Origin of the sequence: Empedobacter sp. R750 (genome assembly GCF_030324345.1) — a bacterium.
Classification (GTDB): Bacteria; Bacteroidota; Bacteroidia; order Flavobacteriales; family Weeksellaceae; genus Empedobacter; species Empedobacter falsenii_C.
Genome location: NZ_JACAGF010000008.1, coordinates 58881 through 81397, shown reverse-complemented (window position 1 = coordinate 81397; position 22517 = coordinate 58881). Strand labels below are relative to the sequence as shown.

The following is a 22517-nucleotide window of genomic DNA, read 5'->3' as shown; positions in this document are numbered from 1 at the left end:
GCTTTAAAATACTATAAAAATATATAAAAATTCTGAGCTTAGAATTTTATATCCTCTGTTGTTGCGATTAAATCTTGAATTGTTTCGCGACGACGAATTAAATAATCCTTATCGTCAATTAACAAGACTTCCGCAGGTTTGAAACGCGAATTGTAGTTCGAAGCCATCGAGAAACAATATGCTCCCGCATTGTGGAAACACAACACATCTCCTTCGCTAATTTCATTTATTTTACGATTCGATCCAAACGTATCTGTCTCACAAATGTATCCCACAACTGTGTAATAACGGCTACGACCTTCTGGATTTGAAATATTTTCTATTTCGTGATGAGCACTATAAAACATCGGACGAATTAAATGGTTGAAACCTGTATCAATTCCAGCAAAAACAGTAGAAGTTGTTTGTTTCACAACATTTACGGTTGCTAAGAAAGATCCTGCCTCAGAAACCATATATTTTCCTGGCTCGAACATTAATGTCAAAGGTTTTCCGTACGCTTTCTCAAATTCATTAAAACGAGCAGATAAACGCTCTCCTAAATATTCAATATCTGTTTCGTCTGCGCCTGGATAATATGGAACTTTAAATCCTGAACCAAAATCGATGTAAGATAAATTCTTGAACTCTGCTGCAACTTCAAATAAAATTTCAGCTCCTTGCAAGAAAACATCAATATCTAAAATATCAGAACCTGTGTGCATGTGAACACCATCCAAATGTAAACCTGTATTTTCTACAACACGTTTGATATGTGGTAATTGGTGAATAGAAATTCCGAATTTTGAATCAATATGTCCAACCGAAATATTTGCATTTCCACCTGCCATAATATGTGGATTAATACGCACACAAACTGGATATTTAGGGAAATCTTGACCAAATGTTTCTAAAACCGAAAGGTTATCGATGTTGATACGAACACCTAAATCAATTGCTTTTTTAATCTCTGCATACGAAACACCATTTGGCGTATAAATGATTTCTTTTGGCTTGAAACCCGCCATTAATCCCAATTCTACTTCTTGAATAGAAACCGTATCCAATCCTGAACCAAGTGATTTGAAATACTTTAAAAGATTAAGATTCGTGTTCGCCTTACATGCATAATTTAACTTTAAACGTTTGACTGTAGAAAATGCATTTGTCATCTTTTCATATTGCGATCTAATTTTGTTCGCATCATACACATACAGCGGCGCACCATATTTTTGCACCAATTCCAATAGACGTTCTCTATTCAGTTCCATTTTGTTTATTTTTTTGTTTAAAGTTAAATTTCAGTTGCCAAAATTACGGAATACAAATGGTTTTCTGAAGAAAATTCAGAATAAACTTATTATAAATCAATAATTTCGAATATTATTTAAAAGTTTGAAAAATATTTCGAATATTATTCGGGAATAAATGTTTTAATCCCTCCACCATTCTTTGAAGTGAAAGACAGAATCGTTCAAATTTAGTGGTTCACCGATCATTGGTGTCAAAATATCGAGCTTATTTTGCTTACCATTCGTCATAATTTTCTCCAAAGGTTCGTCCCAAGCATGTTTTGCCAAAGCAAATTTTGCAGCATGAACAGGAATAATATGTTTTGCTTTCAAATCATTGATAATTGCAGGCAAATCTGTAGGTAAAGCGTGAATATATTTCCATGCTTCGTTGTATTGACCATTTTCGAGAATCGCAAAATCAAACGGACCATATTTTTCTCCAATTTCTTTGAAATGCGTATCATAACCGCTGTCACCACCCAAAAATATTTTTTGCGTAGGTGTTTCCAATACATAAGAAGTCCAAAGTGTAGTGTTTCGTTTAAATTTTCGACCAGAAAAATGACGAGCTGGTGTAAAAGTTATTTTTAAGTTATTTTTTAAAGCTACACTCGTGTTCCATTCTTCTTCGATTAATCGTTCGGGCGAATAATTCCACTTCTCAAAATGCGCACCTACGCCAAGCGGAAGGATCACTTTATCCACTTTTAGGCGTAATTCTTTCACTGTTTCATAATCCAAATGATCGTAATGATCGTGAGAAATAACCAAATAATCAACCTTTGGGAAATCTTTTGCGTGATACGTATTTGCTCCTTTAAATGCTTTATTGAAAATTGGTAATGGAGAACCATAATTACTAAAAACAGGATCAATTAAGAAATTAACGCCATCCAATTGAATATAATAAGACGAATGTCCCAACCAAATAAACACATTTTCGGTTTTGTCGATTGATTTGATATCTGTTTGAATATGAGGAATAGAATCTTTTGGATTAAGTTTTGGATTTTTCGCACCAAATAAAAACGAAATCATTTCTTTTTGCATACTATAACCTTCTGCCATAGCTGGCGTATGATGTATATTTTGAAATTGTCCGTCTTTGTACAACTTCGATTGTTTCATTCGTTCCAATCGTTTTCCAGTTGCATCAGCACCAAAAGTATCCATTTGTAGAATAGCAAAAGTTGCAATTACAAGAATTACAATCAAGCCTAATAGGAAGTAAAGCATTCGTTTAAAAATTTTTCGTTTATTGATTTTTTTCATTGATGGTCAAAATTATAAAATTATTGGATTGATTTTGAAATAATATATCTTAAGTAAACTGTAACATTTGTAACTTTCATTTTAATTTAGATTTATCAACTTTGTACACGTTTTAGAAAAAATACAAAATGGAATTTATCTTACAACCTTGGCCATGGTATATTGGCGGACCAATAATTGCGATTGTAATGCTTTTATTGATTTATTTCGGAAAAAGTTTTGGATTTTCTTCAAATTTCAGAACGATTTGTTCTGCTTTGGGAGGAGGAAAATCATGTGATTTTTTCTCGTTTGATTGGAAAGCTCAAAAATGGAATTTATTATTCTTAGTTGGCGCAGTAATCGGAGGTTTTGTTTCGGTACATTTCTTATCAGATAATCAAATTCCTGAAATTTCAGATGCTACAATTGCAAAATTGAATACAATGGGATTCGAAAGTGCAGGAAAAGCATATTCTCCAACCGAAATTTTCGAAACAATGTCCGTTAAAAATATTGCGTTATTATTTGTTGGTGGATTGTTAATTGGTTTTGGAACGCGCTACGCAGGAGGTTGTACATCTGGGCATGCGATTTCGGGTTTAAGTGATTTGCAGTTACCTTCATTAATTGCTGTTATCGGCTTTTTTATCGGTGGACTTTTGATGGTTCACGTTTTGTTTCCTTTAATTTTTTAATCGCATGAGAAGTTTAGTTTATATCATATTAGGTGTTATCTTTGGTGTAACCATGTACAAGGCAGAAACAGCCTCTTGGTTCCGCATTTTCGAAATGTTCAATTTTCAATCTTTCCATATGTACGGATTTATTGGTTCGGCTTTGGTTGTTGGTTTGATTGGAATACAATGGATGAAAAAGAAAGAAGCAAAAGATATCGATGGTGAAAAAATTGTGATTCAACCCAAAACAAAATCAATTGCTCGTTATTTGATCGGAGGAATTTTCTTCGGATTAGGTTGGGCGTTGGTTGGCGCTTGTCCTGGACCGATATTTGTGCTGTTAGGCGCAGGAGTTTATCCAATTTTAATTACAATTGTAGGTGCATTAGTCGGTACATTTCTTTACGGAAAAATTAGAAACAAAATCCCACATTAAACATGATAAAAGAGAAAATAGAAGCAACTTATCCATATCAATTTGAAGACGAATTATTGAATGAAATTGATGAATTAGGATCTTTGATAGAATTTAAAGCGAATGATGTAATGATTGATTTGAACCAATTTATCAAGGGAATGCCAATTCTTTTGAGTGGTGCAATCAAGATTATGCGCGAAGATTTTGATGAAGGAGAACTATTGTTGTATTTTCTCGAAAAAGGTGATACATGTGCGATGACGATGGCGTGTTGTTTGGGTGATAAACAAAGTAAAATACGCGCTGTAGCTGAAACTGATGGAGAATTGGTGATGATTCCGATTGTAAAAATGGACGAATGGTTAGCAAAATATCCATCGTGGAGACGTTTCATTTTTGATAGTTACAATAATAGAATGGAGGAAATGTTGGTAGCAATTGACAATTTAGCTTTCAATGATATGAACGAACGTTTGAAAAAATATCTGTTGGATGTCGCAAGTATCAACAAAGGTAAAGTTGTGGTAAAAACGCATCAAGAAATCGCTTACGAGCTCAATACTTCTCGTGTTGTTATTTCTCGTTTGTTGAAAGCGTTAGAAAAAGAAGGTTTTCTTCAACTAAACCGAAACGAAATCACGATTAAGTAAGAAATTATTTAAAAAAATATATACAAAGGAAGCTCAGTTTTTGAGCTTCCTTTTTTTATTTGAAACAACTTATAGTAGAAAATTTTTCTAAAAATAATCTCATTTGTAACAAATGTTACAATCTATTTTGATACGGTCAATTACTTTTGTTTTTGTATTTCATAAAACAAATGATTGCCCGTATAGTTTATTTTGGATTGTTGCTATTTACTTTTTTTCCTTTTGTAGAGTCGTCTGTGGCGTTACTTTTAGGGATTGGTTATGGTTTAATTTTTCAGAATGAATTTGGGGAAATTTCAAAGCGATATTCAAAGAAATTATTGAATATAGCAATCATTGGTTTAGGATTAGGTTTGAATCTTCACGAGGCTATTTCGGTAAGTAAAGATGGATTTTTTCTCACTTTTATTTCTGTATTAAGTGTTTTTACATTAGGATTTGTATTCTACCGATTATTAAAAATCAACAAGAATACATCGCTGCTGATTACTTCGGGAACTGCTATTTGTGGAGGAAGTGCTATTGCTACAATTTCTTCGGTTTTACAACCAAAAGCCAATCAAATTACCATTGCCATGGCAGTTGTGTTTGTGTTGAATGCGATTGCATTAATGATTTTTCCATTTATTGGACATTATTTTAAGTTATCGCAATACCAATTTGGTTTGTGGTCTGCAATTGCAATTCACGATACAAGTTCTGTTGTCGGTGCTGCTAAACAATACGGTGAGCAAGCTTTGGAAGTTGCAACAACTGTAAAATTGAGCCGAACATTATGGATTTTTCCATTGGCTTTATTAATTGGTTATTTCAACAAAAAAGAGAACTCTTCTTACAAATTTCCTTATTTTATAATTGGTTTTATAGCAACAATGCTTATCGCTACTTATTTTCCTCAAGGCGAAAAAGTTTATCATATTTTACAAGGAATTTCGAAACAATTAATGATTGTTGCTTTATTTATGATTGGCTCGTTGATTAACTTACAATCCATCAAACAAGCAGGTTTTAAAACCTTATCATACGGAATTTTACTTTGGATTTTTATCTCCATTTTATCTTTGGTTTTGGTTTTAAATTATTTTTAAAATCTTTATTCTCTCTATTTTAAGTCTGTAACATTGGTTACTGTCGATTGTTTTTTAGCAACTTAACTTTGCTTAACAAATTAGAAAAAGGTTAAACCATAAAAATATTATCATATGTTTTTTCAACACATTTTTGAAAAGTCATTGGCACATTCAAGTTACCTTGTAGGTTGTCAAGCAAAAGGAGAAGCAATTGTAATCGATCCAAAAAGAGATATTGATACATACTTAAAAATAGCAGAAGAAAATAAGCTGAAAATTACGCATATTGCCGAAACACATATTCATGCTGATTATCTTTCTGGTAGCCAAGAGTTGGCTTATGTAACAGGAGCGAAGATGTATTTGTCTGATGAAGGCGAAGAGGATTGGCAATACGATTTTGAACATGTCGGATTAAAAAATGGCGATAAAATAGAAGTTGGAAATCTAATTTTTGAGGTGATGCATACTCCAGGTCACACGCCAGAAAGTATTAGTTTTTTGTTGACAGATACGCCTGCGACGAAAGAACCAGTTATGATTTTTACTGGAGATTTTGTTTTTGTAGGAGATATTGGTCGTCCAGATTTATTAGAAGAAGCAGCAGGATTAATTGGTACTAAAGAAGTAGGAGCGAAGCAGATGTTTGAATCGTTGAAAAAATTTCAAGCATTACCAGATTATTTACAAGTTTGGCCAGCACATGGAGCAGGTTCTGCTTGCGGAAAAGCTTTGGGAGCTGTAGCTAGTACAACGGTTGGTTATGAGAAAATCAGAAATTGGGCGTTGCAATTTGATTCGAATGAAAAAGGATTTGTTGATTATTTGTTGGCAGATCAACCCGAAGCGCCAGCTTATTTTGCAATGATGAAAAAGCTGAATAAAACAAAACGTCCTTTATTGATTGAAGTTCCGAAATGGGCTAAATTAACATACATCGAATTTGAAAAAGCGAAAGATTTTGGAATGAAAGTGATTGATGCGCGTATCAAAACAGATTTTTCTCAATTCCATTTACCAGGAACATTAAATATTCAAAACAATAAAACATTCAATACATGGATGGGTTGGATGGTAAATTATCAAGAGCCAATTGTATTGATTGTAGAAGAGGATGAAGTAGAAGAAATGACACGGAAATTGATGCGAATTGGTTTGGATAATGTCTATGGTTATATTACTCCAACTGATATATTGAGTAATTTTAGTTCTTTACAATCTTCTATTTTAATCGATGCAGATACAATGGAAAATTACATTGGAAATGATGAGGTTCAGATTTTAGATGTTAGAGGAGAAGCAGAATTTAAAGAAGGTCATATTGAAGGAGCGAAGCATATTTTTGTTGGTTATTTACCAAAAAGATACAATGAATTAGATCCAATTAAAAAAATTGCTTTGCATTGTCAAGCTGGAGATCGAGCAACGATTGCACAAAGTTTTTTGGAATCGAAAGGTTTTGAAGTTGAAAATTATAGTGGAGGAATTGCTGACTGGAAATTGAATCAAAAACCATTAGTTAAATAATATGTTTTTCAAAAGGATTTTAAAAATGTTGACATCAAATTCGAATGTAGAAAATTATCTACAAGAAGGTGCTTTATTGTTGGATGTTCGTACAAAAGCAGAGTTTTTGGTGGGACATCATGCAGATGCGGTGAATATTCCGTTGCAAGAATTAGAAGTGAGATTAAAGGAATTACCAAGTAAAAAAATTGTAACAGTTTGTAGAAGTGGAGCTCGTAGTGCGCAAGCAGCAACAATTTTAAATAAAAATGGATTTGATGCAATAAACGGCGGTCCTTGGCAAACGATAAAATAAGTGTAATAATATCTAAATTTTAAAAATGGATTTATTGGATAAAATAAAAGGAAATAATTATTATTTGATTGATTTTTATGCAAATTGGTGTGCTCCATGTCAGTTACAACTTCAGTTTTTAGAAAGTTTGAAAGAAAAATTTCCTGATAATGTAGAAATTATAAAAATAGATGTAGATAAAGACAAAGTAAGTACTATTCAATTTGATGCAATGTATCAAGTAAATGGTGTACCAACTTTGATGCTTTTTCATCAAGGAAAGCTACTTTGGAAACATTATGGAGTAAAGTTTGAAGATGATTTACAGGAAATTGTAAAACAATTTTTGATATAAAAAAGACAGTAGTTACTCAATAATTCTTCTTAGAATCAAGTGTAACTACTGTCAAATTATTTTCTTATTCTTACTTTTTCTTCACGTATTTTTTTGGATTTTTTTTGAATTCAACTTTACAGCTTTTACTACAAAAACCATAAATTTTCTTTTGATAAATTGCGGTATCTGTTAAGAATTGTGCGGTATTCATTCCACAAATAGGATCTTTCTCGTTTACAACTTTTACTTTTAGTTTTTGTTGAGCAAAAATTGAAAAAGAGATGATGAAGAATGTTAATGTTAATATTTTTTTCATTGTTATTGATTTTTAGATTGAAATAAATTGTAATTAAAAAAGAAACCTATTCTGTTTTTTACTTCGATTTCTCCCGAATTTAAATCAGAAAGTATAGGTTGAAAATATTCTATACCAAAATTAAATTTTCGAGCAGCTGCTTCTAATCCTAATTTCGCAAATTGAGCTTTTCCCTTAGATTTTGGAATCGTCTCCCCAAATTGTTCATTTTTATAATAAAGTTCGTTTTGAAAACCGACTTTTCCAAGTAATTTTAATTCATTGTTAATGAAAAGGTGTTGTAATTGAATTAATTGATTCCATTGATCTCCAAATTTGTATTTCTTCTTATTCTCTCCTTTCAAATTGTAGTCTGTTACTAATTGTAAAGTCGAATTCTTATAAGCTAATTGGTAATTTATTGCAAACTGAGTATCCCAGCTTCCTGTACCTAATTGAAAACTTGGATTGGTTGTTTCAGCATTTGCTTGATTAAATTTTGCGATTGGAATTTTTAAACCTATTGCAGCACTTAATCCATGTTTTAGCTCATTAGAACTTGTATTTGATTTAATGACTTTAACTATTCCCATCATATTTAAATCTCCAATACCAGAAATAGAAGAAGAGTTTTTACCTTCTTTATTATGAAAATGGTAAGGAATGCTAGCATTGATGTCAATTCTATTATTTATTGGAATTCTTGCCCATAATTGAATGGTATTGAATTGTTGCTTTTGTGTTCTTTTATTAGAAAAAGCATCTTCTTTAGCTTTATAAGATTGATGTAGATAACGAATCCCAATGAAATTTGAATTTATAAGATTTTCAATTCCATTTGAGGTTGAAGTTGCTGAACAACCACAAGCATCACAATCTAATTCTAAATCATATAAATGAGAGATTACAATAGAATCATTATCAGTATGTGCAAATAATGAAATGGGAGTAAATAATATAACGAAAAATAAATTGATATATAATTTCATTTGAATAGATTTAAAATTCTGCATAAGCAGGGTTATTAATAAATGAGTAATCAGTTAATGTTTTTAGAAAAGAAATAATTGCCTTTTTTTCTTCTTCTGTCATAGGAATTCCAATTCGATTATTTTGTTTGAGTTGAGAATCCAAATATTTATCATTTTGTACACCTTCTGAATAAAAATTCAAAACAGCTTCTAAACTATAGAATCGTCCATCGTGCATATAAGGTTTGGTCATTTCAATATTTCTTAAACTTGGAACTCTAAACTTCATAAAATCAGTCGAATCTAATGTCACACGATATAAACCTCCATCTTTGTATTGTTTATTATAATACATTCCTGTATTTCGAAAAGACTCATCTGTAAAAAGTGTTCCTTTATGACAGCTTGAACATTTCTGTTGAAAAAGTTGTAAACCTTTTTTTTCGGTTTCATTTAAATCTGCCTTTTTCCTTAAAAATTGATCATATTTAGAATCTTTTGATACAACTGAAGCCATAAACTGTCCTAATGCGCTGAGAATACGATTTGCATCGATTTTATCATCTCCGAAAGCATTTTTAAACATTTTTCGATAAGAAGAATCTGATGATAATTTCTTAATGATTTCGGGAAAAGTTGTATCCATCTCTTCTTCAGCTGTAATAGGAGAAATTGGTTGTTGAGCTAAATCATGAATAACGCCATCCCACATAAATCGATTTAGAAAAGCTAAATTTTGAATAGGAGGAGCATTTCGAATTCCTAATCGATCATCAATTCCATGACTAACAGGATGTCCGTGGTGAGTAAAGGCATTTTCTTGAATATGGCAAAAAGCACATGAAATAGTATTATTTCTAGATAATCGACCTTCATAAAATAGTTTTTTTCCTAACTCAACTCCATTTTTAGTTAACGGATATTTATCTGTATCAAATGTTATTTTAGGAAAATAAGAAGGAACTTCTAATTGATAAGGTTCATAAACGATTTGTCCATAATCAATATCATCATCGTTACAACTTAACAAGATGAATAAACTGAATATAATTGTTATTATTTTATTCATTGTTTGTAGAATTATGCGGTGTTTTATAAACACCGCTATAAACTTTATTGATTTTTTTCATCGTTATGTACATGATCAACTCGAAACATATTTTGTATGTTCTCTGTTACCAATTGTGCAAAGTTGGAAGATCCCATAATATTATTGTTCGACTCATCTAATGTCAATTTATGATCACCACTTAAATAGGTATTCAAATTTGCCATAATATGAATAGAAGGCTTAATTTTAGAAGTTACTCGTGCAGATGTAGGTAAATCTAATGTTACTTCTCTATATAAATCTTGAACATTATTTTTGTTAATGTCTCCCATATTTCCAGTATGAGTTAAGAAGAAAGTGTCAGTAGTAGTTTTCCCATAAAAACCTTCTATTTTAAAGAAAACATAACCTGCAGCCCAAGCCCAAGTCATTCCATTTTTCTTTGCTTTTTCCCAAAAAGTAGCTTGTCCAGTCTGGCCTAATAAATAAGCTTTCTGAGATACACCAAGTCCAAAACGTACTTTTGTATATTTATTTTGAGGAATATTATCCAAATTTAAATAAACGACATTAGCTATTGCAGAATCTTGATTAATAACAAAAGCACCTTTGTCTGGATCGTTTTTATGATAATCAAATTCATTCCCTTTTTCGTCAATTAATGTGATGTTAGAAATAATATATTTTAATGTTGTTAATTTATGTTTTTGTCCGTTTGATGAGGTTTGCGTTGTTTGATCTAGAACAATTCCTCCCAAATTATCAAATCCATTTTCAAACTTTAATTGAATTTTACCTGTTTCAGTTGATTTAATTTCAGAGAAATCATCTTCGTTGTTGCAGGAAGTAAATAAAGTAAGTAATGCGATAAATGATAAGTTTAAAAAATATTTGATTGTTTTCATTGTAATAATTGTTTAATTTTTTTGAATAAAAATGCTGTTGGAAAACAATTATTGTTCTCCAATACTGAATATTTGTTCTATTAATTAAACAATTGGAGGTTTTAGATATTTAAAAACCCAATCGATAGAATAGGATGATTGCCAAAAGAATCGATGTTTTATTTTTATAATAAAATCTTGAATAAATGGAATATCTAAGCATTCGAAATGTATATAAATTTCTGCAAATCGAATATTTTTTACTAAAACCGAATCAGATTCTTGTTCCGTTTCTTTTAGTTGCTTCGATAAATAACATTTTCCATTACATTGCATTTCTGGTCGCTCTTTATTGATACAATATTCATCAATAATCTTCTCCTGAGTACTAATGAATACAGTAAAAGGAATTAATGATCGAAAACCAATTAAAAGCACGAACAATGCAATCAATAAACAATTGAAACTTTTGACAAATCTTATATGAAATGTCAACTTGATTAAATGTTAATGAGATAATAATTTGATAAATATGGGCTATTTATCAAATAGGAGGCTGAAGTTGTTGATCTAATTGATATTGAGTTTCGAAAGCTAATTCGAAAGTCGATATTTTTTCAATAGATTTTGTAAAGGTAGATGTATTAATTTCGAAGGTAGGTTGATAGATAAAATAATCAATTGTGCGTAAAGAAACTTGAATTTTATTGTCATCATTTTGTTCATCAGTAACAGTCTTGGAAATCTGTTCTTTCAGATAACAAACGCCATTACACAATAATTCTGGACGCTCTATATTAACACAATATTCTTTAGAAATCTTATCATAATTCACTAAATAGTCAATAACTGGTAGCAATGGTCTACAAGTTATTAGAACAACAGTTAGTATGAAAAGGTAAGATTTCAATTCCTTAAAATTTTTATAAAATTAGACAGTTTTTATTTATTTTGAAAATGAAGATTATCAGTTTTTTCAGAACTTGGATTCAAGTTCCTTTTTATTGAAATGATATTAATGAAATAATCTTAAAAGGTTTATATTTTTTAGATTGAGAAAGATATCGTAACTTTGAATTAATCATTTTAGGATCAATTTATGGCAAATTTTATCGACATCTATAGAAGAAACAACCAATCGTGGTTGTTTTTGTCGTTGGCATATTTGCATGATGATACTTTCTTAAGAAGCTCGAAAGAGTTTATCAACTAATCCCTGTTACGACTCGAGACAGGGAACCTTCTATTTTTTTTCAATTTTCAATTATTTTCAATTTTCTGTAAGGAGATTTGTATCAAATTTTAGCGAATTTTATTTTCGGTCATTTGATATTTGAGTCTTAGGAAATCTTCTTCGAATGATTGAAAGTTTAACTAAGAATTTATCAAAATGACAACAAATATTATTTTAACAACAGGATTATACGATTTAATTAAAGACCATTTAAGAAGAAAAAAAGTAACAGCAGAACAAGAAAATATCTTGACAAAAGAATTGCGTCATGCAGAGCAAATTTTGAGAAGAGATTTGGCGGATAATATTGTGACTGTTGGGAAAAAAGTAACAATAAAAGAATTAAATTCAAATCAAGAATATCAATTAAATTTTGTTAGCCCAGAAAAAGCAAAACCGAAAAAGAATCGTCATTCTATTTTAATGGACGAAGGTTTAGCAACAATTGGTTATAAAATTGGTGATGTAATTGAATGGCCAGCAAATGATGGTACAAAAAAATATGAAATTCTGAATGTAGAAGCAGTTTCATAATTTGTCTAAAAGCATAATAAAAAAACCGAGCTAATGCTCGGTTTTCTTATTAACACAATTGAAAAATATGAGTGATTATTAACACTTTATTTCTTGATTATTTTTTAGTAAAAAACTTTTCCTTTTTCATCAATTGCTTTTAAGATATAAACACCTACTGGTAAATTACTCAAATTAAGCTGAGCAGTTTTAGTATTCATCTCTTTCGAGTTTACTTTTAGTCCAGCCATATTGTATATTTCTACAGCTTTGATGTTATAGATAGACTCTATTGTAAGTATATCTCGGAATGGATTAGGATAGATTTTAGTCTCTCCTAATTTTTCTATTTCTGTTGTTGCAAGACTACTACATCTTATTTTTAAATTATACACAAACTCTGATTTATGATCAACCCAAACATCAGTATCTTGTGTAGGATTAGCTGGCAAAGAAAAAGTATAAGCAGACTTACCTACTGTATGTTCAGCATACGGTGTAATGCTCCAAGCATCTATATTACTTTCTTCTTCTAAAGATAGCCAGTATCTATTTGTATTTTTACCATCTAACTTCAATGGCTCTTTAAAATCTATTTTGGCACGGAATTTTTCTAAATGATAATATATTACACCTTCATATTTCAAGTGGTAATTCTCTAAAAAGGCAGTATCTATAGTCGAAATAGGAATGTTTTTGATTGTTTTATCTGTCGCTTGTATATAGGGCATATCCGTTTTTGGATTATTTTCTAACAGAAATATTTTAAGAAATGGCATTTCTGGCCATACTATCTCTGGCTTATTTGTTTTATCATTTACCCAGTAATCAATGTCTAATCCATCAATCTCTAACGAGTAATTTTTGTCTACTACTACATCAAATATATTTTTGTTAGTGGTGGCACCTGAGAGTTCAGGAACAGCCATTTCTAATATTTTTGGAGCTTCTGGTACAGTTTGTTTACATGAGCTATAACTACAATCTGCTTTTAACTGATAGACAAATTCTGAAGAAGGACTTTTTGTCCATTTATCTTGCGATTTAAGAGCAAATTTATTTCCAAGACTATATAAGGCATTTATTTCTACTGCTTGCGCATCAGTTACTAATTTTAACCATTTTTTTGTAACATTATCTGATTCTAATGCATCTAATGTAATTGGTTGATCAAAATCGATGTTATATTCGTAACCTTTTATTCCATTGATTGTTGCAATTAATTTTTTAGAAACAATTTTTCCTTTTATTTTCGAAATTAGAGTAGAAGGTAATTCATTTGCATCAGCTAAAAGGTCAAAATCAACTTGTGTGGCTTCTCCAAGTAAATTTATTTTAATTCCGCTAATTGTTGTCGCACGACCAGGACTTGCGTTGATATCAAATGCAAGTTCTTCATTGCTTTTAAACTCTTTTAGTAATTGAAATTGAGTTGTAGGTATCCCAAAATTACAAGCTTCATTAATAGGATTCGGATTTGGGTTAGTACCTGTTAATTCAAGCTTAACTTTTTCTGTACCCACTGTACAGTTTTCATCACTATGTATATATAAGCGAACTACACCTGTTATTGGACTTCTAAAATTAATTGCACCAGGACTTGCAGCTAAAACTTTATTGGTTTTAATATTCTTTAATGCTAATTGTATTTTTGTGTTATTATTTACTTCAAAAAAATATTTAACATCTTTATAAACAAAAATATCTACATAGCTTCCCATGCTAATTTCTTGAGGCAGGCTTGTTAAACTATTCATGACAGGAAGTATAACTTCATTTGTTACTGCTCCATTTGGAGTATTGGTACATGCGACAGGTTCTACAACATTAATTGTATAATCTTCTACTTGCCCAAAAGTAGAGCCAATATCACAGCCATCACGTGTATGAAAAGCTGCTCTATCATCAGTTTGTCTTTTCAGAATACGCATTCTTGTCTGTCCTAATTTCGCATCTTGTGGAACTCTTACTCTAACAGTGATTGATTTTCCATCTTTCCCGTTCGAATTATACAACAAATCATCACCAAAAATTATTTCTGATTGTGAATCACTATAATTGTCATAATAATTACTAAAATTTCCATCTTGGTTAAAGTCTATCATTACTGTAAATGAACTATAGAATAATCCTTTTGTATCACCCTCTAATGTAATGTCGTAATAACTCGATTGCTGTAATTTGGCTGGAGTTAAAGCTGTAAAATCTTCATAACCAATATTAGTGTCGTTACCACTGCTGTTTACCAAATAAGTGTTAGCATTACTTTTAATAGTTACTTTAGTAATTTCCTCTGGTGTAGGAATGTTAGCAGGTGTACAATAAGTTAATCCCAATTTGGGTTGAGGACTTGTAAAGTCTGCAAGTTGATTAACGACAACTTTTGGTGTTTTTGCTTGCTCTAACCAACTTTCAAGAATGGATGACTTTGCGTGTTGCGCAAAAACATTCGCACTTAGTAATGTGATTAGAATTATATTTAGATGTTTTTTCATAATAAGTAAGATTAATATTATTTTTTAATGATTTTTTTCGTTACAACACCTTTATTAGTATATAATTTCAAAATATATACACCAGTAGCTAAACGATTTGTAGAAACACGGTTGACTTGATTGTCTTTTTCAACTTGTCCTGTTTCAATCAGACGTCCTGTTACATCAATAATTTCATATTTATTAACATTATCTTTTGCGTTAATGTACACTAAATCTTTCACTGGATTTGGGTAAATGGTAACGTCGTTTACTTCTAATTCATCAGTACCTAAACGTGCACAAGTAGGAGGAAGATCAAAGGCTTCTTTTCCATCTGTTCTTAATAAAGGATCACCTTGATTAGCACTATAGCCTAAGCCTCTTTTGGCAAAAGCTTCCCAAATCAAACATTGGTTAGTTCCTTTGTTTAAAACAACATCCGCCATTAAAATTCCATCACGACCATCAACAAAACCTGGATCATTCTTTTGTATTTTTAAACCTTGTAAAACTAAATCTAAGGTCATATTATTACCGCCTGTATTTGATTTGAAATCTGGATTGAAACCATATTTATCTATCATTTTCCAGTGTAATTCCCATAACATCAATGCCCATACGTAACCTGTAGGATGCATTTTATTTTCACCTGCTCCAATTACTTTCAAATAATCATACGTATGCGGATTTGCTTTCATATCAGTTGTATAAGGTAGGATTCTTAATCCGGCACCATCAAAAGCATATTCTCCCATATTGATTAAATCTTTTGATGTTTGATAAGCTTGTTGTGTCAAATTAAGTGCAACATAATCACTCCAACCTTCACCCATACCTTCTTCGCCATTAATATTTCCTCCAGTTAAACGATTACTAACGGCGTGTGTATATTCGTGCAAAATAACTTGGCTATCAAAACCGCTGTCACGTGTTCTAAAGCTAAAGTTAGAAGATGGCATAGTTCCTGACACCGTCTCATTTTTGGCAATGGCAGCTTTGATTTGATCACCAACTACCTTTTCGATAGAAGCAATTGGAATAGTTAATCCAAGCTCATCTTGTCCTACAGAAACCATTCCGTCCAATGTTGATGTTGGATCATTGTTAATAAAAATAATGGCTGCGGGATTGTGAGGTGCAATATTTTTTACTTTTATATCAAAGGTACATCCACCTCTATCTACTAAAGCGATTTTACCTTTTATTGTTTGGTTATCATCCGGGAAAGCTTCACAACCATCATGTTCATTAATTCCTTTTTTATCGTTAATTAGCATCATATCAGCAACTACCGATGGTGATTTACCATAAGTATAACCAGTGTTATTTCCACTAGCTCCTTTGTATATACCTTTTATAGGTCCGTCTTTAATTTCTAAATAACCTGCATCAGCTGGTAAAGTTTCGAATGTTAAGAAAGCCGTAGTAGGATTTTTCATGATTGTTGGACTATATGCCATAAAAGCATTGTTTTTCATTGGTGCTTTTGTTCCGTAGCCAGAAGTTGTAAATCCAAGTACACGAGCTTTATCACCAACATTCATCTGAAAACTTCCTGCTTTTGGTGTAAATCCATGGTAATGTAAAATATCATGAATAGAATTTACCGAATAAAACATCTGTGTTGTAGCTGCCGAAGTATATTGTAATGGATCATAGTTCATTGATTTACCAGGGTTTGGAAAGTCAAATAAGAGTTTTTCTCCTCCGTAAGCTTCATTACCAATCATAACATGTGCGGCAACAATATAGAGAGCACCACTTCCAAAAACGTAATCTGTCAATACACCATTTTTGTCGTATCCTACTTGTGCATTATTTCCTACAGTATGATATTTAGTTAACGACGGATTGAATTTTAATGCTTCTGGTAATGCTTTGTGCCATCCTTCTAAAGAAGCTACAGGATCATAAACATTTGTCAATAATTTGAAATCAGATTTAAGTGGACTTTGCTGATTAGCTGGAATCACACGATATGTTCCATTTAAAGGAGCATCTAAAGTTGTAGTTTCTGCTGCGAAAGCATTGGTTACCCATTTAAAATCTTCAGGATTATTATGGTAAACATTTTCAGAAGTATTATCATGACCACCACAAGCATAAATAATTGATTTTTTTGACAATAATTCACCTGTATTGGCATCAATTATTGTTTCATACAAATTATTCAGATTATTTTCTTGTAATTCATCTTTAATTTCTGTCAAAGCTAACCAAGCTAATCTTAGGTTTCCATCATTATTATAGTAATACAAATAAGATGGCGACTCTTTAAGAAAAGAAACAGAATTTTCAGTGTTAATAGGTTGATTATTTTTGAATTGTTTAACCAAATCCTCTGTAGAAGTAGCAATAAAGTTTTTACCTAATTTTTGAGCCATTGATTGAATAGCTTGCTCAACTGTAAGACTTGGAGCAACATTTAACGATTTGTTATTGTTTCCATAAACAAATGTTTCGTTATGATTGATAACTTTACCATCTTGAACAAAAAAAGTTGCATTACCTCCATAAACTGGAATGCCATTGATTGTTTGTTGAATTTTTACATAATCTGCTTGATTGTTTCCGATCACATCTTCTGTGATGACATTGTAGTCTAATTTCGAATCAATAGTACCTTTTTGTTTGGCTTGATTCAAAAAATCATCGACTACTTGAACTGGTGTTTGAGCAAATGTGCTTTGAGAAATAAAGCCAATTAGCATCAGTAGGAAGTAATTTTTTTTCATGAATGTGGAATTTCAATAATTGTCCACTAAAATTATAGATAATTGTTTTTTAAAAAATTTACTTAAATATTGAAAAACTTCTATGTAGACAAAATGTAGACATTATATAAGTTTAAATAACTTGTTATAAAGTATTTATGTAAAATACTTAACTTGATATGTAGACAAGATGTAGAAATTTTTTCTTAAAAAATAAAAAAAATAAAGTGTATTTTGAATTAATATTTAATTTTTTATTAAGAAATAATTAAGAATTAGAAGGCTTTTTTTTTGTAAAAGAATTAATTAAAAATGAATATTTATTCAGAATAAATAGCTTTTTTTTAATATTAATACATCATAATTTTCAATATTTTATATTCAATACTTCAAATATTTCCTAAAAAAAAAACCGAGCAGTTGCTCGGTTTTTTTATTTGTATTTTTCTGAAAAAATATTTTAAACATCTAAATGTGAAGCAGTAATTTTCTGACCATAAAAAATTGTCGTATTTGCTTCAAAACTTTTCGCATCATCTGTCGTATAAAATGTAAGATGTCCATTTTTTGAGCATTGTGTTTCTACTTCGGGATGGCGATGTAAATAGTCAGTTAATTTATTCGCGACCAATTCTCCTTGCGAAAGAATTGTTACATTTTCTAGTACATATTGCGAAATCACAGGAAGAAGAAGCGGATAATGTGTGCAAGCCAATACAATTGTATCGATTTCGGATGATTGATCAAATAAGCGTTGAATATCTTTTTCTACAATATCGTGCGCAGCTTTGCTATCAATTTCATTATTCTCAACCAAAGGAACCCAAAGTGGACAAGCTAATTGAAAAACATCAATTGTTGGATGAAATTTGTTCATCTCAATTTTATACGATTCGGACAAAACAGTTCCTTGCGTAGCTAAAATTCCGACTTTGTTATTCTTTGTGTATTCATTTATCGATTCTGTTGTTGGGCGAATAACACCCAAAACTCTTTTGCCTTCGGGTAAATCATTTTGCTGAATTGTTCGTAAAGCCTTTGCAGAGGCTGTATTGCAAGCAAGTATAACCAAATTGCATCCCAAATCAAACAATTTAAAAACGCATTCTTTGGTGTATTCATAAACTGTCTCAAACGAGCGAATTCCATAAGGGCAACGAGCATTATCACCTAAATAGATATAATCGTATTGCGGAAGTTTTTTCTGTATTTCTTTGAAAACGGTTAATCCTCCATAACCAGAGTCAAAAACACCAATTGGTCCTTGCATATTCGCTTATTTTTGAAGTACAAATTTACAAAATGTATTAAGATGTTAGCCTAATAATTTGGTTTGAAAAATTGCTTATGATTAATAGAAATTATAAATTTTATAATCTATTCAACAATTGTTTGAATAAAATTATTTTCTTTTCTGCTTTCGTTTTTTATTCCGCCAAATAATAAAACCTGTAATGGGTAAACTTGCCACAATTATTGAAGAAGTAAAGGCTAATATTTTACCAAATAAACCTAATATTTGTCCTGTATGGATGTCATACATTGAGTTTGCAAACTTTTTACCATTTGATAAATTCTCATTCATTAATTTAGAAACCTGAAATTGTTTCGAATCAAATTGATATTCGTCAACCGCATAATAGCGCAAACTTTTATGATATGCTCTTACGGCTAAAGGATTTTTATCAGGAACAGGTAAATAAATCCAATACATAGAAGCTGTTGGACTATTTTTTAAACTATAAGCATATGCCGAATCAACAATAGTGTAATTGTCTTCTAACATTTTTTTAGGCTGATAGACATATCCTTTTTCTTCATTAGGAAATGATTTTCCAAGATTAACAATTTGTGTATATGAATTGCGAACAGGTTTGAAACTAAATGCAATACCTGATAAAGCGACAATAAAAGCAATGCTAAAAGCATAAAATCCTAATACATTATGCAAATCATAATTGATGCGTTTCCATTTTGCTTTGTATTTTATCGTTAATCCATTTTTAGCTTGTTTTCTCTTTTTGGGCCACCAAAGTATTAATCCACTTATCATAATCATGATAAAAATAACAGTCGAAAAACCAATTATATTTTTTCCGATATCACCCAATAAAAGATTCATATGAATGTATTGTATCACCAAGAAAAAATCTTGTTTCATATTTTCTTGATGTAAGATTTTCCCTGAATATGGATTGACATATACAAAGTAAGATTCTTTTTTATCATCCATCGTCATCACAACAGTTGATCGATCTTTATCCATATACATCACTCGAAGAACAACATGTTTAGGATTTTTGTCTTGTACTTTAAGAATAATTTCACTTGGTTTTATGAATGGTTGATGAACAATTTCAACTTTTCTATAATCAAACAGTGCATCTTTTATTTCATCTTGAAAACAAAAGATAGCTCCTGTTATTGCTACAATACAAATAATAATACCTGTAAATAATCCAAGCCATTTGTGAAGAAAAAGAAAATATTTTTTCATTAATAAAATTAATTTAGAATAAATAAAAATTATATTTGCAGCAAATATAAATTATTTAAAAACACACTATGAAAAAAAATATCATCTGTTTAACAATTTTATTTGGGAGTGCCTCGCTGTCATATGCCCAAACGAATGATAGTATATCCACAGATTTGAATGATGTTGTGGTAGTTGCTTCAAGAAAACCTACAAAAATATCTGATTTGGCAGGAACTGTTTGGGTGATCAATCAAGAACAAATTGCGCAACAAGCTAAAAATGGTGTTCCATTAAAAGAAGCTTTAGCGATTATGATTCCAGGGATGGATGTTGGTTCACAAGGAAGATCAAATTATGGTCAGAATATGCGTGGACGTTCGATGTTGGTGATGATAGACGGTGTTTCCTTAAACAGTATCCGTAACATAAGTCGTCAATTGGATGCAATAGATCCATTTAATATCGAAAGAGTTGAGGTTTTATCTGGTGCAAGCGCAATTTATGGCGGAAATGCAACAGGTGGTATTGTCAATATTGTAACGAAAAAAACGCTAAAAAATGGAATTAGTGGCGAAACAGAACTTGGTTCACGTACAGGTTTTTCAGGAAGTGATGATCATGATTGGCGTGCAGCTCAATCTATTGGTTACAAAGATGATAAATTTACTGGACGTTTGGCTGTTGCTTTTCAACAAAATGGTGGAGCTTATGATGCAGATGGTGATCAAATATTTGCAGATATTTCGCAATTAGATTTACAATATAATCAATCTATTGATGTGTTGGCAACAGCGGGTTACAAATTCAATCCGAAACATCAAATCAATGGATCTGTGCAATATTATCGTTCAAAATATAATGGAGATCGTAGTTTATATTTAGGTGAAAATATTAGTGTTTTAACCAAAGGAGATGCTTCTGTTTTGGAAATGCGAGATGGTTTTGATACGGATAAAAATCCAGGAACAGAGCGTGTAATGGGAACATTGAGTTATAATGGAACGAATATTTTAGGAGGGCAAGACGTTTATGTTCAATTTGCTTCTCGTGTTGAGAAATTAGGATTTTACCCATTTCCAGGTAATTTAACGTTGCCTTCTGGGACAAGTCCTTATATGTCGGCTTCTCAACAGGATACGTATTATTCGGGTCTAAAAGCTGTTTTGGTAAAAGATTGGGGGAAATTGAAATTAACATATGGTGTAGACGCTGACTTTGAAAAGTTTGAAGGTCAACAAAATGTATTTGATTCTCAGAAATCATTATCAAGTGGAGGAATGATTAATCACACTGTTTTAACAATTGATCGTTATCCAACCAATCATTCTACAAGTTTTGCAGGATATGCGCAAGCTGAGTATGATATTTTACCTCAATTGAAAGTTTCGGGAGGAATTCGTTACCAAGATATTTCGATTAAGTTGGATGATTTTGTTGGTTCTACTCAACAATTGCAAATCGCAAATGGTTATGGAAACAGCGCCGATTATATTCCAGGCGGAAAAAGTAGCTATAATATGACGATGCTAAATGCTGGTTTGTTGTATAAAATTAATGAATTGAACCAAGTTTGGACAACTTATTCACAAGGAGTTTCGTTGGCTGATCCATCAAAATTTTATGGATATGGAAATTATAAATTTAATTCTGCAACCAATAATTGGGATTTAAGTTCGAGTGTCAATGTAAAAGATTCTCCTCTTTCTGGTGTGAAAACAGGACAATTTGAACTTGGTTATCGTTTCAGAACAAATAATGGATTTAAAGGACAAATCTCTGGATTTATCAGTAATTCCGATAAAAATATTGCTTTAAAACGTGATGGATTAAATCTTTGGGTAGAAGTAGTTGATCAGAAATTAAGAAATATGGGCGTAGAAACAGAGGTTTCTTACACGAACGGAGGATTTTATGTTGGAGCAAATACATTGTTAATCAAATCTGAAGTGGAGAAAAATGGTGATTGGCAAAAACAAGACGTTTCAACTTCTGGACCTTCTAAATTTACAGCTTACGCAGGTTATGGATTTGATAATTGGAATTTTAGATTTCAAACTTTACAAAGTTTCAAATACACAGATGGTTTGGAAAATGTGATTGATTCATACAATACATCAGATTTAATGATTGCTTACAAATTACCTTTCGGTAAAATTAATTTAGGTGTTCAGAATATTTTTAATACCGATTATCAAACAATTTGGAGTGCAAAATCACAAGTTTTGTATAGTGCATATAAAGTTCCAGAATTGTTTTATTACGCTGGACGAGGAAGAACTTTTAATCTAAGTTTTACATACAATTTTTAATTTATGACAAGCGAATCTTTTGATTCGCTTTTTTCTTGAAAATATTTTTTAGATAGGAAATATTGAAAACTGTACTAGAAAGTTTTGTGTATTTCATTTATAAAGAAAA

Annotated in this window: 21 protein-coding genes; 9 read left to right on the top strand and 12 right to left on the bottom strand. The window is 31.1% G+C overall.

Translation table 11 applies throughout. The features are described from left to right. Positions 1-38: 38 nt before the first annotated feature. Both lysA and HXZ74_RS09840 read right to left on the bottom strand, forming a co-directional pair. On the bottom strand, positions 39-1250 hold the full coding sequence (gene lysA / locus HXZ74_RS09845) for a diaminopimelate decarboxylase (RefSeq protein WP_180906035.1): 1212 nt from the start codon (positions 1248-1250) through the stop codon (positions 39-41). 162 nt (positions 1251-1412) lie between these two features. Beyond that, on the bottom strand, positions 1413-2546 hold the full coding sequence (locus HXZ74_RS09840) for an MBL fold metallo-hydrolase (protein ID WP_286475111.1): 1134 nt from the start codon (positions 2544-2546) through the stop codon (positions 1413-1415). 128 nt (positions 2547-2674) lie between these two features. Here HXZ74_RS09840 and HXZ74_RS09835 point away from each other — a divergent pair, with 128 nt between their 5' ends. The 7 genes from HXZ74_RS09835 to HXZ74_RS09805 all read left to right on the top strand — a co-directional run bounded on the left by HXZ74_RS09835 (position 2675) and on the right by HXZ74_RS09805 (position 7499). Next, the gene (locus tag HXZ74_RS09835) at positions 2675-3223 is read left to right on the top strand and encodes a YeeE/YedE family protein (RefSeq protein WP_038334022.1); all 549 of its coding nucleotides are present in this window, start codon (positions 2675-2677) and stop codon (positions 3221-3223) included. Between the two features lie 4 nt (positions 3224-3227). Beyond that, entirely contained in the window at positions 3228-3641 is a 414-nt protein-coding gene (locus HXZ74_RS09830; protein ID WP_038334026.1) for a YeeE/YedE family protein, read from the top strand. 2 nt (positions 3642-3643) lie between these two features. Then, positions 3644-4273 carry a Crp/Fnr family transcriptional regulator gene (locus tag HXZ74_RS09825; protein ID WP_038334031.1) on the top strand — a complete coding sequence of 210 codons (630 nt, stop codon included), beginning with the start codon at positions 3644-3646 and terminating at the stop codon, positions 4271-4273. A 170-nt stretch (positions 4274-4443) separates the two neighbouring features. Then, positions 4444-5361 carry a YeiH family protein gene (locus HXZ74_RS09820; protein ID WP_280062499.1) on the top strand — a complete coding sequence of 306 codons (918 nt, stop codon included), beginning with the start codon at positions 4444-4446 and terminating at the stop codon, positions 5359-5361. Between the two features lie 114 nt (positions 5362-5475). Next, positions 5476-6870, top strand: a complete 1395-nt coding sequence (locus HXZ74_RS09815; RefSeq protein ID WP_286475109.1) for an MBL fold metallo-hydrolase — start codon at positions 5476-5478, stop codon at positions 6868-6870. A gap of 25 nt (positions 6871-6895) precedes the next feature. After that, positions 6896-7165 carry a rhodanese-like domain-containing protein gene (locus HXZ74_RS09810; RefSeq protein ID WP_038334123.1) on the top strand — a complete coding sequence of 90 codons (270 nt, stop codon included), beginning with the start codon at positions 6896-6898 and terminating at the stop codon, positions 7163-7165. Positions 7166-7190: 25 nt separating this feature from the next. After that, positions 7191-7499 (top strand): thioredoxin family protein, encoded by a 309-nt coding sequence (locus HXZ74_RS09805; protein ID WP_052217688.1) that lies wholly within the window; start codon positions 7191-7193, stop codon positions 7497-7499. A gap of 70 nt (positions 7500-7569) precedes the next feature. Here HXZ74_RS09805 and HXZ74_RS09800 read toward each other — a convergent pair whose 3' ends face one another. From HXZ74_RS09800 to HXZ74_RS09775, 6 genes are all read right to left on the bottom strand, one after another. Continuing rightward, a complete protein-coding gene (locus HXZ74_RS09800) occupies positions 7570-7797 on the bottom strand; it encodes a YHS domain-containing protein (RefSeq protein WP_038334051.1) in 228 nt (75 codons plus the stop codon). A 2-nt stretch (positions 7798-7799) separates the two neighbouring features. After that, positions 7800-8765 (bottom strand): hypothetical protein, encoded by a 966-nt coding sequence (locus HXZ74_RS09795; RefSeq protein WP_286475107.1) that lies wholly within the window; start codon positions 8763-8765, stop codon positions 7800-7802. Positions 8766-8775: 10 nt separating this feature from the next. Further along, positions 8776-9816, bottom strand: a complete 1041-nt coding sequence (locus HXZ74_RS09790; protein ID WP_286475106.1) for a cytochrome-c peroxidase — start codon at positions 9814-9816, stop codon at positions 8776-8778. Between the two features lie 44 nt (positions 9817-9860). Further along, complete coding sequence (locus HXZ74_RS09785) at positions 9861-10703, bottom strand: MbnP family protein (RefSeq protein WP_286475103.1); 843 nt, start codon at positions 10701-10703, stop codon at positions 9861-9863. An 84-nt stretch (positions 10704-10787) separates the two neighbouring features. Beyond that, positions 10788-11135: a hypothetical protein gene (locus HXZ74_RS09780; RefSeq protein ID WP_286475099.1), complete on the bottom strand. Its 348-nt coding sequence runs from the start codon at positions 11133-11135 to the stop codon at positions 10788-10790. Between the two features lie 91 nt (positions 11136-11226). After that, positions 11227-11541: a hypothetical protein gene (locus HXZ74_RS09775; protein WP_286475097.1), complete on the bottom strand. Its 315-nt coding sequence runs from the start codon at positions 11539-11541 to the stop codon at positions 11227-11229. A 531-nt stretch (positions 11542-12072) separates the two neighbouring features. Here HXZ74_RS09775 and HXZ74_RS09770 point away from each other — a divergent pair. Next, on the top strand, positions 12073-12450 hold the full coding sequence (locus HXZ74_RS09770) for a GreA/GreB family elongation factor (protein WP_038334079.1): 378 nt from the start codon (positions 12073-12075) through the stop codon (positions 12448-12450). 104 nt (positions 12451-12554) lie between these two features. Here the strand turns inward: HXZ74_RS09770 and HXZ74_RS09765 are convergent, their stop codons facing one another. The 4 genes from HXZ74_RS09765 to HXZ74_RS09750 form a co-directional block, all read right to left on the bottom strand. Continuing rightward, the gene (locus tag HXZ74_RS09765; protein ID WP_286475094.1) at positions 12555-14924 is read right to left on the bottom strand and encodes a T9SS type A sorting domain-containing protein; all 2370 of its coding nucleotides are present in this window, start codon (positions 14922-14924) and stop codon (positions 12555-12557) included. A 17-nt stretch (positions 14925-14941) separates the two neighbouring features. Next, the gene (locus HXZ74_RS09760) at positions 14942-17641 is read right to left on the bottom strand and encodes a M36 family metallopeptidase (RefSeq protein WP_114999334.1); all 2700 of its coding nucleotides are present in this window, start codon (positions 17639-17641) and stop codon (positions 14942-14944) included. Positions 17642-18080: 439 nt separating this feature from the next. Beyond that, entirely contained in the window at positions 18081-18890 is an 810-nt protein-coding gene (gene murI, locus HXZ74_RS09755) for a glutamate racemase (RefSeq protein WP_038334087.1), read from the bottom strand. 132 nt (positions 18891-19022) lie between these two features. Beyond that, positions 19023-20117 (bottom strand): PepSY-associated TM helix domain-containing protein, encoded by a 1095-nt coding sequence (locus HXZ74_RS09750; RefSeq protein WP_114999337.1) that lies wholly within the window; start codon positions 20115-20117, stop codon positions 19023-19025. Positions 20118-20185: 68 nt separating this feature from the next. Between HXZ74_RS09750 and HXZ74_RS09745 the strand changes: the two genes are divergently transcribed. Next, a complete protein-coding gene (locus HXZ74_RS09745) occupies positions 20186-22408 on the top strand; it encodes a TonB-dependent receptor (RefSeq protein WP_038334089.1) in 2223 nt (740 codons plus the stop codon). The last annotated feature ends 109 nt before the right edge of the window (positions 22409-22517 follow it).

Coding starts and splice junctions, on each gene's coding strand:
- lysA (WP_180906035.1), bottom strand. CDS start 1,250: ATGGAACTGAATAGAGAACGTCTATTGGAATTGGTGCAAAAATATGGT.
- HXZ74_RS09840 (WP_286475111.1), bottom strand. CDS start 2,546: ATGAAAAAAATCAATAAACGAAAAATTTTTAAACGAATGCTTTACTTC.
- HXZ74_RS09835 (WP_038334022.1), top strand. CDS start 2,675: ATGGAATTTATCTTACAACCTTGGCCATGGTATATTGGCGGACCAATA.
- HXZ74_RS09830 (WP_038334026.1), top strand. CDS start 3,228: ATGAGAAGTTTAGTTTATATCATATTAGGTGTTATCTTTGGTGTAACC.
- HXZ74_RS09825 (WP_038334031.1), top strand. CDS start 3,644: ATGATAAAAGAGAAAATAGAAGCAACTTATCCATATCAATTTGAAGAC.
- HXZ74_RS09820 (WP_280062499.1), top strand. CDS start 4,444: ATGATTGCCCGTATAGTTTATTTTGGATTGTTGCTATTTACTTTTTTT.
- HXZ74_RS09815 (WP_286475109.1), top strand. CDS start 5,476: ATGTTTTTTCAACACATTTTTGAAAAGTCATTGGCACATTCAAGTTAC.
- HXZ74_RS09810 (WP_038334123.1), top strand. CDS start 6,896: ATGTTGACATCAAATTCGAATGTAGAAAATTATCTACAAGAAGGTGCT.
- HXZ74_RS09805 (WP_052217688.1), top strand. CDS start 7,191: ATGGATTTATTGGATAAAATAAAAGGAAATAATTATTATTTGATTGAT.
- HXZ74_RS09800 (WP_038334051.1), bottom strand. CDS start 7,797: ATGAAAAAAATATTAACATTAACATTCTTCATCATCTCTTTTTCAATT.
- HXZ74_RS09795 (WP_286475107.1), bottom strand. CDS start 8,765: ATGAAATTATATATCAATTTATTTTTCGTTATATTATTTACTCCCATT.
- HXZ74_RS09790 (WP_286475106.1), bottom strand. CDS start 9,816: ATGAATAAAATAATAACAATTATATTCAGTTTATTCATCTTGTTAAGT.
- HXZ74_RS09785 (WP_286475103.1), bottom strand. CDS start 10,703: ATGAAAACAATCAAATATTTTTTAAACTTATCATTTATCGCATTACTT.
- HXZ74_RS09770 (WP_038334079.1), top strand. CDS start 12,073: ATGACAACAAATATTATTTTAACAACAGGATTATACGATTTAATTAAA.
- HXZ74_RS09765 (WP_286475094.1), bottom strand. CDS start 14,924: ATGAAAAAACATCTAAATATAATTCTAATCACATTACTAAGTGCGAAT.
- HXZ74_RS09760 (WP_114999334.1), bottom strand. CDS start 17,641: ATGAAAAAAAATTACTTCCTACTGATGCTAATTGGCTTTATTTCTCAA.
- murI (WP_038334087.1), bottom strand. CDS start 18,890: ATGCAAGGACCAATTGGTGTTTTTGACTCTGGTTATGGAGGATTAACC.
- HXZ74_RS09750 (WP_114999337.1), bottom strand. CDS start 20,117: ATGAAAAAATATTTTCTTTTTCTTCACAAATGGCTTGGATTATTTACA.
- HXZ74_RS09745 (WP_038334089.1), top strand. CDS start 20,186: ATGAAAAAAAATATCATCTGTTTAACAATTTTATTTGGGAGTGCCTCG.